This is a genomic window from Actinotignum timonense (genome assembly GCF_900155575.1).
GTDB lineage: Bacteria > Actinomycetota > Actinomycetes > Actinomycetales > Actinomycetaceae > Actinotignum > Actinotignum timonense.
The window spans coordinates 863851-877402 of the sequence record NZ_LT706966.1 but is presented as its reverse complement, the minus strand read 5'-3'; the positions used below and the strand labels follow the sequence as shown (position 1 = coordinate 877402).

The 13552-nt window shown below is 57.6% G+C and carries 14 protein-coding genes; 3 read left to right on the top strand and 11 right to left on the bottom strand.

All coding sequences use genetic code 11. From position 1 onward, the window contains the following. Nucleotides 1-4: 4 nt before the first annotated feature. The 5 genes from yicI to CZ322_RS03660 all read right to left on the bottom strand — a co-directional run bounded on the left by yicI (nucleotide 5) and on the right by CZ322_RS03660 (nucleotide 6742). A complete protein-coding gene (gene yicI / locus CZ322_RS03680; RefSeq protein WP_087070268.1) occupies nucleotides 5-2308 on the bottom strand; it encodes an alpha-xylosidase in 2304 nt (767 codons plus the stop codon). Nucleotides 2309-2339: 31 nt separating this feature from the next. Continuing rightward, nucleotides 2340-3299 (bottom strand): carbohydrate ABC transporter permease, encoded by a 960-nt coding sequence (locus tag CZ322_RS03675; RefSeq protein ID WP_087070267.1) that lies wholly within the window; start codon nucleotides 3297-3299, stop codon nucleotides 2340-2342. Between the two features lies 1 nt (nucleotide 3300). Next, nucleotides 3301-4230, bottom strand: a complete 930-nt coding sequence (locus CZ322_RS03670; protein ID WP_087070266.1) for a carbohydrate ABC transporter permease — start codon at nucleotides 4228-4230, stop codon at nucleotides 3301-3303. An 82-nt stretch (nucleotides 4231-4312) separates the two neighbouring features. Continuing rightward, nucleotides 4313-5620, bottom strand: a complete 1308-nt coding sequence (locus CZ322_RS03665; RefSeq protein ID WP_087070265.1) for an ABC transporter substrate-binding protein — start codon at nucleotides 5618-5620, stop codon at nucleotides 4313-4315. A gap of 93 nt (nucleotides 5621-5713) precedes the next feature. Further along, nucleotides 5714-6742, bottom strand: coding sequence for a LacI family DNA-binding transcriptional regulator (locus CZ322_RS03660; RefSeq protein ID WP_087070264.1), 1029 nt, complete (start codon nucleotides 6740-6742; stop codon nucleotides 5714-5716). Nucleotides 6743-6843: 101 nt separating this feature from the next. Here CZ322_RS03660 and CZ322_RS10085 point away from each other — a divergent pair, with 101 nt between their 5' ends. Then, nucleotides 6844-7620: a hypothetical protein gene (locus tag CZ322_RS10085; RefSeq protein WP_180948676.1), complete on the top strand. Its 777-nt coding sequence runs from the start codon at nucleotides 6844-6846 to the stop codon at nucleotides 7618-7620. A gap of 308 nt (nucleotides 7621-7928) precedes the next feature. On the opposite strand, the gene CZ322_RS03650 is transcribed toward CZ322_RS10085, so the two are convergent. The 5 genes from CZ322_RS03650 to CZ322_RS03625 form a co-directional block, all read right to left on the bottom strand. Then, on the bottom strand, nucleotides 7929-8234 hold the full coding sequence (locus CZ322_RS03650) for a type II toxin-antitoxin system mRNA interferase toxin, RelE/StbE family (protein WP_087070262.1): 306 nt from the start codon (nucleotides 8232-8234) through the stop codon (nucleotides 7929-7931). Continuing rightward, on the bottom strand, nucleotides 8231-8530 hold the full coding sequence (locus CZ322_RS03645) for a type II toxin-antitoxin system RelB/DinJ family antitoxin (protein ID WP_087070261.1): 300 nt from the start codon (nucleotides 8528-8530) through the stop codon (nucleotides 8231-8233). Before CZ322_RS03645 ends, CZ322_RS03650 begins: the two co-directional genes overlap by 4 nt. Before the next feature lie 49 nt (nucleotides 8531-8579). Continuing rightward, the gene (locus CZ322_RS03640) at nucleotides 8580-10307 is read right to left on the bottom strand and encodes an ABC-F family ATP-binding cassette domain-containing protein (RefSeq protein WP_087070260.1); all 1728 of its coding nucleotides are present in this window, start codon (nucleotides 10305-10307) and stop codon (nucleotides 8580-8582) included. A gap of 189 nt (nucleotides 10308-10496) precedes the next feature. Further along, nucleotides 10497-10757, bottom strand: coding sequence for a hypothetical protein (locus CZ322_RS03630; protein WP_087070258.1), 261 nt, complete (start codon nucleotides 10755-10757; stop codon nucleotides 10497-10499). 378 nt (nucleotides 10758-11135) lie between these two features. Continuing rightward, nucleotides 11136-12059: a trimeric intracellular cation channel family protein gene (locus tag CZ322_RS03625; RefSeq protein ID WP_087070257.1), complete on the bottom strand. Its 924-nt coding sequence runs from the start codon at nucleotides 12057-12059 to the stop codon at nucleotides 11136-11138. Nucleotides 12060-12290: 231 nt separating this feature from the next. Between CZ322_RS03625 and CZ322_RS03620 the strand changes: the two genes are divergently transcribed. After that, a complete protein-coding gene (locus CZ322_RS03620) occupies nucleotides 12291-12521 on the top strand; it encodes a hypothetical protein (protein WP_087070256.1) in 231 nt (76 codons plus the stop codon). A 67-nt stretch (nucleotides 12522-12588) separates the two neighbouring features. Beyond that, the gene (locus CZ322_RS03615; protein WP_234984445.1) at nucleotides 12589-13140 is read left to right on the top strand and encodes a hypothetical protein; all 552 of its coding nucleotides are present in this window, start codon (nucleotides 12589-12591) and stop codon (nucleotides 13138-13140) included. Nucleotides 13141-13171: 31 nt separating this feature from the next. On the opposite strand, the gene CZ322_RS09970 is transcribed toward CZ322_RS03615, so the two are convergent. After that, on the bottom strand, nucleotides 13172-13552 hold a 381-nt coding region (locus tag CZ322_RS09970; protein ID WP_327078485.1), incomplete at its 5' end, for an endonuclease/exonuclease/phosphatase family protein.

The following is a 13552-nucleotide window of genomic DNA, read 5'->3' as shown; positions in this document are numbered from 1 at the left end:
CTCTTTAGCTCCCTTCGCTCAGCCGAATAGTTGCTGTGCTTGTGCCGGCTTCGTAGCTGAACTCTTGGCCCCGGTACTTGAGATTCCAAGCGGCCTGCGTCGTCGTCGTTACTTCACAAGCGCCGGCAACGTGCGCGACCGTGAACGTGACATCCGGTGCGCCCGTTCCCGCATCGGACGCCGGGATAGTGACGGTATATGTTTGTCCCTCGAAAAGCGAGGTGGCATCGAGAGTAACACCATCGGCCCAGTTATAGACGGGAGTATCGGTCTTCTTGCCGAAGGGAATCACGGCACCTTCTCGAATCATGACGGGAAGAGTGCTGTATCCGTGGGTTTCCGTTACCCAGCGCGAACCGGTGAGGACGTCTCCCGAGAAAAGACTGCGCCATTTTCCGGCCGGGAGATAGTAGGTGACCTTGCCGTCCGGCCGGAAAACCGGAGCGACGAGAATATCTGAACCGAGCATGAACTGGGTGTCAATTTCGCGGGTTGCGGGATCCTCGGGGAATTCAAGAACCATCGGACGCAAAACAGGCGTTCCAGTTTTGTGGGCTTCGCGTGCAGCCTGGCCGATGTACGGCATAAGCCGTAGCTTCAGATCAACGAAACGCCGCGTCACCTCCACAGCTTCCTCGTCGAAAACCCACGGGACGCGGACGGTACCCGAGCCGTGCAATCGCGAGTGCGAGGATAGCAGGCCGAAAGCGAGCCAGCGCTTGAAGAGGCCCGCGTCTGGCATGCCTTCGAAGCCGCCAATATCGTGACTCCAGAAGGAGAAGCCTGACATCGCGATGGAAAGCCCACCCCTGAGGGTCTCGCCCATGGACGCATAGGTTGAATCGCAGTCGCCACCCCAGTGAACGGGCATCGCCTGGCCTCCCACGGTTGCCGAACGCGCGAAGAGTACAGCTTCGCCCTCGCCTCGTTCCTCCGTGAGGAGATCGAAAACAGTTCGGTTGTAGAGGTGCGCGTAGTAGTTGTGCATGCTGACTGGATCAGCACCGTTATGCCATGCAATACCGCTCACGGGAATGCGTTCACCGAAGTCCGTTTTGAAACAATCCACTCCCATATCGAGTAGTTTCTTCAACTCCCCCCGGTACCATTGCGCAGCCTTGGGATTCGTGAAATCGACGAGGGATAGACCTGCCTGCCACAGGTCGGTGTGCCAGATACTGCCATCGCTTCGCTTCACGAGGTAGCCGTTTTCCGCGCCTTCCTCCCAGAGGCGGGAGCGTTGGGCAATATACGGATTGATCCAGACGCAGACCTTGAGGCCCTTGTCTTTGATTCGCTGGATAAGGCCGCGCGGATCCGGGAACGTGACGGGATCCCAGACGAAATCGCACCAGTGGAACTCGCGCATCCAGAAGGTATCGAAGTGGAAAACCGATAGCGGGATATCGCGCTCGGCCATTCCATCGATAAAGGACATCACTGTTTCTTCGTCGTAGCTGGTGGTGAATGAGGTTGTTAGCCACAGCCCGTAGGACCAGGCCGGTACCTTAGGCGGCCGCCCGGTCAGCGCGGTGTAGCGCTCAAGGATCTCCTTCGGGCTGGGACCGGCAATAATGAGGTATTCCAGTTCGTCGCCGCTGACCGAGAATTGGATACGGGAGACTGCCTCGGATCCGATTTCGAATGACACATCGCCGGTGTTAAGGACAAGGATTCCGTAGCCGGCAGTTGAGATATAGAAGGGAACGTTTTTGTATGCCTGTTCTGAGGACGTGCCGCCGTCTTCATTCCAGATGTCAACAGATTGGCCGTTCTTCACGAAATGACCGAACCGTTCACCCAATCCGTAGACGCGTTCGCCGGGCTGGAGAACAAATTGCGCGAAGGAATATCGCTCTTGGTCTGGGGAGATTGCCAGCCCAACAGAACGCGTGGTCATTTCCGTTATGTTTTCGCCGTTGAGCGAGACACGGATGCCATCCCATGTGCCTTCGCGAGGAACCGTGACAGAAAGATTATCCGCAGTTACGCGGTAGTCCTCAGAGTTTTCGTCAATAGAGCCCTGGTACGTGGGATCGAAAGAGAGTTCCGGTTGAATGGGAGGAATAGTGTTTTTCCGCCACCGATGCTGGCGGACTCGAATTACTCCGGGAGCAATTGGTTCGAAGGCCATATCGAAAAGACCTGTGTTAAGGGTGTCCCCTCGGCTAGTGATATTTTTGATGGGCGCCAAGACTTCAAGTACGGGCCGATCATCTATGCTGATCGGAGCAACTTGGCGGATCTGCTTTGCCCGTTCAATCGTCCAACCCTTGCGGTCAAGCCAGAAACCGTTAGTGAATTTCACAGTAACCTCATATCTAGTTCGAGAACTGACATTATTTGAGCGCGCCCGCGGTAATGCCGCGTGAAAGTGTGCGCTGGAAAATCAGGAAGAAGATAAATGTTGGGATCAGCGATAGGAGTGCTCCTCCGTTGAGGGTGGGAACGTCAAGCATACGATCCCCTTGTAGTGATGCTAGGGCAATCGGAACAGTTTGGTTTGCGTTTGAGGTCAGCATGACGAGCGGAATGAAGAACTCGTTCCACGTCCAAATGAAGAAGAAAGTCATGAGGACCCCGAGCGTGGGCCGTACATTCGGGAACACCACTCGCCACAAAATAGTCCAGCGGGAGGCGCCATCGAGCTGTGCTGCTTCCAGGAGTGCAGGTGGGAAGGTGCCGAGAACCGAGGCGAGCAGGTACGTGCCGAATGCTGATTGGATAATCGTGAAGATAATGACGATGCTCCACAAATTGTCATTCAGGCCGACTTTCTGCGCCATCGAGAAGAGCGGGTAAATAAGCACTTCCTGCGGCAGCATATTGGCGAGCAGGAAGAGGCCAACAATGACCGCACTCCCCTTGACCCGCCCGATGCCAATGGCGAAGGCGTTGAAAAGCGAGATGATCACCGCAAAGAAGGCGACCAGACCTGAGGTCCACAGCGAATTCCACACCTTCTCCGGGAACTCAACGCGATCCCAGAAAGCGGCGATACCGTCGGTATACAACTCGGTGGGAAGCGCGAGCGGACCACCGGAGGAATAATCCGTTGGCGACTTGAACGCATTAATAATCATCAGCAGGAACGGCGCGATCATGAGTAAGCCAAATAGGACCGCGAATGCCAGGACGATCCAGCGTTTGATACCGCGATGATGACGGTCCCGGTTCTTCACCCGAACGAGGCGCGGTTTACTTGACGTGGTCGCCGTTGCTGACGTGACTGACGTGGGAGAAGTGGGCGGAACGTTCGGAGTTTCCGGTGCTTCCAAGCGGGTTGTTTCACTAGACATGTCACACCCCCAGCATGTCTTTCTTCGCGGCGCGGTTTTGGAAGTACTGAATGACCACGGCGACGATGATGATAATGATGGTTAGAACAGTTGCGATTGCCGCCCCATAACCAACTTTCGATTTGTCGAAGAAGTTGAGGTAGGAATAGTACGAGGGCACGAGTGTCGAACCTTCAGGGCCACCGCGGGTAAGCACGTAAATCGGTGCGAATACCTTGAGCGATGCCACCGTGCAGGTAAGAACGATGACGAAGGTTTCCGGCTTAATCTGCGGAATAGTGATGGCCTTGAACCGCTGCATCCACCCTGCACCATCGAGCTCCGCGGCTTCGTAGAGTTCGGGATCAACGCGTTGCAGCGCTGACATGAAGATAACCGTGGGGTAGCCAATCTGGATCCAGATGAGAACCAGCATCACGGATGGCAGTGCTGTGCTGGTTGACCCCAACCAGTTCGGGGGCGAGGAAACGCCTATCGCACTCAGAATCTGATTGAGGGCTCCTGTTTCAGCATTGAGGATCCAGTTCCAGACGATTCCAGCAATAGAAACCGGAAGGAGCTGCGGCAGGTAATACGTTGCCCGCAAAAATGATGCGATTTTGCTATTGAAACTTCTCCCGACGAAATCGAAGAGAATCGACGCGAGCAGCAGCCCTATCAGAGTAGGGATGATGACCATCGCGATGATCATCGCTACTGAGTTCTTGAAGGACATCCAAAAATCGGCATCCTGCATGAGGGAAACGTAGTTATCGAACCCGACCCACCGTTTTTTCGATGCGCCGCCTTTCCACTTCGTCATCGAGTAGTACAGATTTGAAAAGAAGGGGATGAGGATGATGATCGTAAATCCGATTCCCCCTGGGATCAGGTAGAGCCAAAACCCGCGGCGGGATTTCTTTTTCATGTGATGCTTGTGTGTGGTACTCATGGCAAGCGCACTCCTCTAGGGTGATCTGCGATCAGCTGTGGTGGCGGCCAGGACCGCCACCACAACCTTCCGCAACGTCACATCATTCGAGCAGGTCCGCGCGTCCCTCCTCGTATGCCGTTTGCAGGTCCTGCATCGCCTGCTCCGGAGTCTTTGAGCCACTCATGAGCGACTGCATATTGGAAACGAGCTGATCGTAGAATCCGGCGACGGGCCAGTCCGGGTAGAAGGCCAGCTTGTTATCCTTGGCCAGGTTCTGGAAATTATCGGTCAGCGTCTTTGTTGCTTCGTCGGTGATATTGTCGGTTCCACCGACGACGGGCAGTCCGCCTTGTTCCCCGAAAATCGCCTGGACTTCATCGGAGAGTGTGATATCGATGAACTCGTAGGCGAGTTCCTTATTCTTTGCGTTTTCCGGGACAACCCAGAGGTTTCCTGAAGAACCGGGAGCGAAGTTACCGGGGAAGACAAATTGTCCCCACGGATCCTTCATCTCATCGGCAAGCCGGCCGAACCACCACGAGCCGGAGAACATCATTGGGTAGTTCCCGGAAATAAATCCGGTCCCCATATCCTCGGCTGTCAGGCCAGAGGCGGCGCTGTTGATATAGCCCTTGTTCACCCAATCCTGAAGAACCTTAGCGCCTTCAACCGCGGGACCAGACGTCCATTGCACCGGGTTATCGAAGAATTGGTAATCACGTACGAATTTGCTGTCAGCCTTGGAAAGCGCGAGGGTGTACCACAATTGCCCCATGGGGTACTCCGACCCGGCCTCTGCCAGTGGAGTGATTCCCTTCGCGACGAATGCGTCCATGACGGCGACGAGCTCATCCATGGTCTTCGGAACCTGGAGCCCAGCCTCATCGAAGAGCTTCTTGTTGTAGTACATAAAGACAAATTCGCCGTAGTTGGGAATTCCGTACCAGTTGCCGCTTCCCATGAGGCCGTTCTCGTCATATTTAGCAGTTTGGGCGATGGATTCTGGAAGCTTCTTATCCCACCCGCGCTCCTTCGCAACATCGGTGAGATCCGTGAGCAAACCCTGGGAAGCAAGCTGACCCGCTGTAGCGTTACCCTTGTTGTATTCCATAACGTCAGGAACCTGGTCACCCGTCAAAACAATTTTCGCGTTCTTCTGAATCTGCTCGAAGGTTTGCGCTTCACGTTTGACCGTGACATCAGGGTGGCGTTCCTGGAAAATTTCGACGGCGCGGTCCCACGCCTTACCCATTGCCGAATTATCCGCTTCATAATCCCAAATAACGAGAGTCTGGCCGGACTCGGAATTAGCTTTACCGTTATCGGACCCGCCTCCGGAACACGCAGTTCCCAGAAGCGCGATTGTAGTTGCTACTGCAACCGCCGTCATTTTCTTTTTCGATAACATCTTCTCTCCTCATTGAGTGTCGATTGTTGTCTTTTTGAAGTTGGTGGTGGGACAGCTGTAGATTCCGGGCCATTTTCTACCGCTTATCCCTTCTTATTGGTGGTGTGCCGTGGAATGACCTCCGTCCAGTTGGAAGACTGATCCGCGCGAAATATAGCGCGGGGTGTACAGATGGACTTCGGGGCCGGTACCTTGTCCAATTCGTTCGATAAGAAGCTCAACAGCGTTCCGCCCCGACTTCTCAGGTTCAAGGGGAACTGCGTCAAGCGGCGGGTTAAGGGATGACGTGTCATAAGACGATGCAAGGGTGAGGATCGAGAGCGGATCGCCAGTTCCCCGCTGTTTTTCAACGCTGAGTTCATCGAGAAAATCCCGGACTCGAACAGCTGAACAATCGAGGAGCACGCCAGTGCAACCAGGGAGCGTGTTGCGAATTTCCGCAAGCATATTCTCGGTATCCGAAGATACGAAAACTGTTTCTATACCCAGTTCGGCGGTATAGCGCTCGAACTCGGCACGGGTGCGAAGCACGAAATTCTTCCCAATGTCGTAAAGCATTTGGGTATGGCCAACGAACGCGATAGAACGATGCCCGGCAGCGACTAACTGGTCTACGGCAAGCCGTGTTGCGGCTTCGAAATCCAAGTCGACACATGCCAATGCTTCGTAGTTATCGGGCAAGCCCAAAAATACGCTCGGTATATCCATCGTTCTCAGCAATTCGGCACGCTCGTCATTGGCCTGGACATCCATGACCACAACACCGTCGACGAGGCCCGTTTTCACGACGCGCTCGATATCTTGCACGGCAGCTTCGCCATTCTCGGTAAGAAGGACAACGTCATAGCCTTTACGACGTGCAGCGGTCACAATTGCCAAAACGAAGGTCATGAAAGCAATGGGTTCCGTAGCTTCGTGCATCGGTGCGGAGAGAGCAATAATGTCGGTTTTCGTTGACGCCAACATTTTCGCCCCAGCTTGGGGATGGAACTCAAGTTCCTCAATCGCTTTTTGCACACGTTGGCGGGTCGCCTCAGAAACAGGGCGCTTCCCCGAAAGGGCATAGGAAACCGTTGAGATAGATACTCCGGCCTGCCGGGCAACATCTTTGATCGTGGCCATTGGAATGAAACCGCCTCCTCATCGAACCGTTTCGATGGTTCAATTATAACAGGCGCCGGAATTACCCGTCAATGGGTTATTGTGGCGCGGTAGGATGAGGCATGGCATGGAACAATGTGGCCCGCGGCGTGGCGGGGATATGTGCGGTGTGCTTAATGGGGGCGTGCACGAGTAGCAGCCAGGCCCCCGCGGCGGGATCGCGGAGCGAGACCGGCGCGGCGTCGTCGTCGGCCTTGAAGGAAAAGGCGGGCGGCGAGGTGAACTCTGCAAGCCCGAGCGCCTCGGCGGCGGAACAGAATGCAGGCAGCGGTGACACCAGCGAGGCGATTGCCCGCGAGGCGCTGAGGTTCGTGGACGAACTCGCAGAAGCGGAGATGGGAATTATCCACTGGGACAACGCCAAGGGAGGCCCGGAGGACCTCAATTACGTGGGCGAACGGCGCATTGCGGTGACTTACTCGGGCGACGAGGCGAGTGACTATACCGTGCGCACGCGGGTGCCGGACGATGCTGACGGCGGCCCCGTTCTGAAAAGCGATATGCGTTTCCTGATTGAGCATGCCGATTTTGGGCTGGCGGACGGGAGGGGCGTCTTCCACGGGAGCGTGCGCGAGGGAACCGCGGTGCCGGCAGCCGATAGTCGCCTCCTCGAGGGATGCTCGGAGGGCGACGGGTGGATGATCACGCGGGGGTGGGTGGCATACAACCGGAACACCGATGTGATTGAGTCTTTCGACTTCACGGTGAAAAAGCCGGGCACCACTATTGCGGTGCGCCAGTCGGATGGATCAACGCGGGAGGAAACTCCGGCCTGCACCGTGGTGTGGGACTTGACCGCGGCGAACGGGCGGGTGATCGATAAGCCTATGCCGAATTAGGGCGCATGAAGGAGCGGGCGGTGGCTCGTGGCGGAGCCTGGCGCGGAATCTTACCCGGGTACTTATTTTGCTGGGATGCCGGGCAATAGTTTGCTAGGCTGATCGCAACATGACCGGTTCCGCTGCCCGCTTCGGTGGGAGCCCAGGGCCGGTCCTTTTCTGCCGCTCGCGACTGGCCTTCGTGAACGCCGCTAGTGGATTTTTACCTAAGCTCGCTTTTGGACCCCTGGAGTTTTATGCGCCGAACGAACGCGCGAGTGTGGAACCCTGAAAATGGTCCATCTCCGTCACGCCCACTTAGAAAAGACCTAAACAGCCCGCCCTTGAAAAATATCTCTGTGCGACCCAATGCGAACAAAACGAATAATAGGTTCCGAACGATGGCGCCGATAGAGAACGATTACATCAAATTTTCCTTCTTGGAGATGAAGTCCAAAATATCCCGTATAGGTTCCCCGGGCTTTAGTAAGTTCATGCGGGTTATACCCCGGTGGAATCTCGCCAAACTCTCGAACGGCAGCAACCAGCTCACGCAGTTCCTCCTGAATGTATGGCTGCTGACGCACTACATATTTAAGGTCAGTTTGAAACTGACCATCAAAGACAACCCTCATACCAAGCTATCCAAAAACTTTAGGGCTTCTTCAGTATCATCGAATACCGCACCATCTTCGGGGATATTCCCCTTCATGATTTCTTCCGCATGCGCAATTGCACGTCGAGTTGTTTCGTTAGGGATGTACGACAACGCCGGGCGAATCGGAAGTGCCTGTTCACGCACAGCCTGCTTCAGAAACATATTCAGCGCAGTAGACATGTCAATACCAAGTTCCTCAAAGAGCGTTTCAGCCTCTCGTTTAGTATTCACGTCCGTACGGAAATTAATCCTTGTCGATGTTGAAACCGTCATAAATATCACCCCATAGATGAGTCCAACGAACTTACGATGTGCATACAGCCTACTCCTTTTTTGCAGTTGTGAGGTGGAGGTGCGGGCCGGGCCAGTGGGTGATGAGCCAGCGGTCATGGGTGGCCAGGATGATCGTGCCCGGCCAGCGGGCCAGGGAATCCTCGAGGGCGTGCATGGCGGCCAGGTCAAGGTAGTTGGTGGGTTCGTCGATGACGAGGACAGCAGGCTTGGCCGTGAGCGCGAGAGCGAGCTGGGCGCGGCGCTGGTTACCGGCCGAAAGCTCGGGTATCGGGGTGGCCCACATGGATGGGTGCAGGATGCCGGTACCAAGCTCGCCGATGCCGGAGTTCCAGATCGCGGGAGTGAAGCCGGGATCTCCGCAACGCGGGAGGCGTTGCGGGACGAAAGCCAGCGGGCCCGCGCAGGAGAGAGTGCCGGAATGTTGGGCCGGGGTGTGCTGCACGGCGGCGGGCTGCACTGCGGTAGAGGACGCGCTGAGGTGCAGCGAGTCGGGCAGTGCCGCGGCGGGTGACGTGGCAGGTGGCGGGGTGCCAGTGGCGATCCAGGTGAGGAGCGTGGATTTTCCGCTGCCGTTGGCGCCGGTCACCAGGAGATGTTCGCCGTCGGAAAGGTCAAAGGTAACCGGGGCGAGGCGGCCGGGAACCGCTGCCGCGCGAGCGGATACTGCCAGGCCGGCGGATTGGCGGGTAGGCGCACCAGCGTAATCCGGGAACGTAAACGTGTATCCGCGGGGTTTGCGTACTTCCCGGGTGGCGAGGGCTTCGAGTTTGCGGTCGTCGTGGCGGGTGCGGCGGGTGGCCGTGCTCTGGGCGCGGTCCGCGAAGAACTTCTTCGCCTTGCCCTCCGCATTGGCCAAGCGCACCCCGCCCCGGGCAATACCGCCGGCCGCCTGGCGATGCGCACGCAGCTGCGTCTTTTCTTCTTGTTGGGCCAGGTAGAGCGCCCGGTAGCGCTGCTCCGCATCACGCTTGGCTTCAAGATAATCCGTGTAAGTACCGCGGCACTCCCATACCCCGCACACCTCACCTCCACCTTCGGCACGCGCCAGCTGCGCCCATACACTCACATCCATATCCACAATGAGCGTGGCAACATCCTCAATAAAAGCCCGGTCATGGCTGGACATGAGCACCGGGCCCGGCCAGGAACGCAGCATATGGCTGAGGTACGCGCTCGCCTCCGTATCCAGATGATTGGTGGGCTCGTCCAAAATCAGGACCTGCGGGCGGGCCACCAGGGTGACAGCCAAGTTCAGCCGCGCGCGCTGGCCCGGGGAGAGCGTGGCCAGCTCCCGCGAGCGCCCGCCCCCGGCCAACATATCCAGGCCCAAACCGGCCAAAGCGTCGTCGACCCTATCCTCAAGGGACCACAGGTCCAGGCGGGTGATCTCGGATAATAGCCGGTCGTATTCGGCCGCGACCGGGCCGCCCGCCCCCAGGCGTGCGCTGAGCGTTTCGAAACGGGCGAGTAGTTCCCGCGCGGGCGCGAAGGTGCTTTCGAGGAAGTGCGCGACGGTCGCGGCGGCGGCGTCGTTCGGCACGGGGTTCCACGGGATGGTGCTGGCGCCGGTGCGGGTGACGGTGCCGCGTTCGGGGCTGAGGTGACCTGCGGCGATGCGCAACAAGGTGGTTTTGCCGCAACCGTTCGGGCCGATGAGGACGGCGCGGTCGGCGGCGGCGAGGCGCAGGGTGATGCGGTCGAGGAGCGGGCGGGCGGTGAAGGAAAATGAAATATTGTCAAGAATGAGGGCAGGCATGGTGATCTCCTTGGACGCGGGTGCGGGGTGCGGCGTCTCAGCGGGGCTGAGTGGGGATCACAGCGACATCGGAACGATGGCCTCCTTCGGCGTGGGTTGTAGTCCCGGTTACATAAGTAAATGTAGCGACGGCGCGGGTGGTGGGTCAATCACGCTGGCCGCACGGCGAGGCCTCCCGCTGCGCTTCGGCTAAGAAAAACGTTTATTGGCGCCCTGGCGAGTCATACCGAGCACGCGGCCGATGGCGGACCAGCTTTCGCCAGATGCGCGCGCTTCCTCGACCGCGGTATCGAGCTTGCGGTTCGCAGCGTTGAGCTCGATATTCGCAAGCAAGACACGTGTGAGTGCCTGGCCGAGCGGCGCGCCAACCGTATTGGGGCCGCGGCCGCCGTCGGCTTTTTCGTAAAAATCCGCGGCGGCAAAAGCTTCTTCGCTTGCATCTTGGGTCACGTTGGTAACTGTAGTTACCGCGCGGGCGGTGGGTCAATGGTTAGCGAATGGCTCGTGAATGGTGCGGCAGTGGAATGCACGCAGACTGAAAGCATGGACGCCAGACTCACAGTTAGACTCACAGTTTCACAGTCTTAATTGATAGTCTGATGCTATTTTTCGCAGTCTGCATGTGAATTTTAATAGTCTCAGGGCGATTTTGGCAGTCTGAATTATAGTTAGCAGCCAAAACCGCAGCCAGACATCGAAAATCGGGGGAACACTTTTAAATGTCTAAGAGTGTGATTCACAGTGTGACCCGTAGCATTCGGACGGGCGAGGCGTGAAAACCACGACGTATACCCTTTGCGAACGGGGCGTTGCGCAAGGGTGCGCTGATTAGCTCCCTGATGATTGCCCGCCGCTGGAAGGCTTCCCCGAGCCGCTCGGCCCGGAATCGCCGGAGCCGCCCGACCCGGAAGAATTCGCTTGGCTCTTCTTGCTCAGCGCCCGCGCGCGAAGCGACTGGCGGGATTGGTTGCGGCGTCGTACCGCACGTTCCTGGCGTTCCGCGCGCGCCTGGCGGCGATGCTCCTCATCACGCAACCGGTGCATCCGGCGACTGAGCGAAGAACTCACGTGCTGGAGCGTATCGTTAACGGAATAGTCGCGGTTCACGGGCAGCGACCACTCGAAAACGCGAGCCAGAATCACCAGCAGGGAAGCGAGCAGGGTAGAAACCGCCATCGCAAGCATCGGCGCGTGATTGTACCACAGCACCACCGCCGGGAAGGCCGCGATAAGCGAAGCCGTGGCGTAGAGAGTATTGCCACCGAAAATCACCGGAGTGCGGCCCACCGTGATGTCGCGGATGAGCCCGCCGCCCACCGCGGTAATCATGCCCATCATGACAGCCGGCATCACGCCCAGCCCCGCGTTGAGAGTCTTGATCACGCCGGTGGCGGTCCAGGCGCCCATGACGGCGGCGTCCATGACCGTCATGAAACGCCGCACCCATTTGCCGCGCAGGCGCAGCAGATACGCCACCAGCGCCCCGAGCAGGGCGCAGCTAAGGTAGTAGGGATTGGTGAGCGCCACCGGCGGTTCCTTGAGAAGCGGCGCCTGCTGGATGAGGACATCGCGCAGTATGCCACCGCCCAGGGCGCTGATAATCGCCACGATAACGAAACCGACGATGTCGAAGGATTTTTCGCGGGCCACCATGCCGCCGAGGATGGCCGCCACGAACACCCCGAAAATATCTAAGAGGTCAAAAACAACCGGAGACCATTCCGAGAGCGTATCCAAATCCACGTCTTCCATTCTAGGGGACGGAAGTTTTCAAGGAGTGGGATTGGGGTGGTAGAGGAGCGGGCAGAGGCGTTGAAAGTAATGGAGGAGGCGATCACAGCGGTTTGGACGTTATCCACAGAATTGCTCCCCGGTTTTCCACAGGTTGTGGATCTGTCTTTTTTGCGCTTGCATACCATGCAAGAATGACGGAGAAGCACACAATAACTACTTCGCCGTGAGGCGATTGAAGGAGTGAGACAAATGGATATTGCCGAGGATCGGCTGTGCTTACCAGATCGTGTTTACAACTCATTGGAGGAGGTTCTCGAGCGCAAGGAAGAAATCTTGCGTGAGGTCAGAATGACCCGGGAAGAATTCGACTGGCGCGCTGATAACTACCAGCTCGGGCCAAAAGAAACTAACGCCTACTTCGAAATGGAAATCCTGGATCGCTTCGAGGAGTTGTACCGTGGTGAACGCACATTTGAATGAGTGCGCCGATAAGTTCGCGGCGCATCTACAGCTAATTGGGGAGCTAATTGACCCCAGTTTCTCGCTAGTGAAACACGAAACCGCAAAGGCGGCTTTCCCGTCAAAAATCTTGTCGGGAGATATTCGCGTTGATCGTTTCCTCATTGTCCGCTTCGATTACGAGGTGTTCCTCAATTCGAAAACCGGGCTTCTAGCTGTCAATGAATCAACCTTCTCGGTGATTCACGGAAGAGTTGGAAAAGAGCCCCTGGTGCGGTGGGATTATATTCGCTCGCCACGCTCGAATATCCCCTGCGCACATGTCCAGGTACATTCCCATCGCGATGAATGGACTCACGCCTTGCTCCTGGGCGGCAAGCATTCCCGCCGCTCGCGCCGGCGCCTCAAGAATGCGCTGCGCACTCCCCGAATTGCCGATGTTCACTTCCCGGTAGGTGGGCGCAGATTCCGGCCCTGCCTGGAAGAAGTTCTTCTTTTCGTTATTGACGAGTTCGGGGTGGCATGCACACCGCAAGCACGCGAAGCGCTCCAGCGCGGCATGCAGGAATGGGAAGAGATTCAGGTGCGCTCCGTGGTGCGTAACAACCGCGCCATCGCACTCCAAGCTCTCGCAGAGTGAACCACCTACGTTTGACGAGCCTCTCTAAGGATTAATAGGCAGGCTTGAGCCGCACGATGATGCCGCGGTGGTCGCTGGCGTTATCCGGGTCGATGATCTCCCCGGCCACCCCGCGGTAGGCCCCCGAACTCATGACCCGATCAATCGGCGAGGCCAGCAGCGCGGGCACCGTGGTAGGCCAGGTCCCCACCGCGCCGATTCCGGCGTCGGCCCCCAGATCGCGGCAGGTAGAGCCGGGGCTGAGGGCAGCCTGATGGTCCGCCGTCGAATTAAAATCCCCCGCAACAACCGCATCCGGCACGGCCTCGCACACCCGGTACAGCGCCCGAGCCTCCGCGCGCCACAAGTCCATATACGCAGGTACCGGCGCCGTCGGGTGCCCGGCCACGAACATCGGAGCATCCGGGCGCGC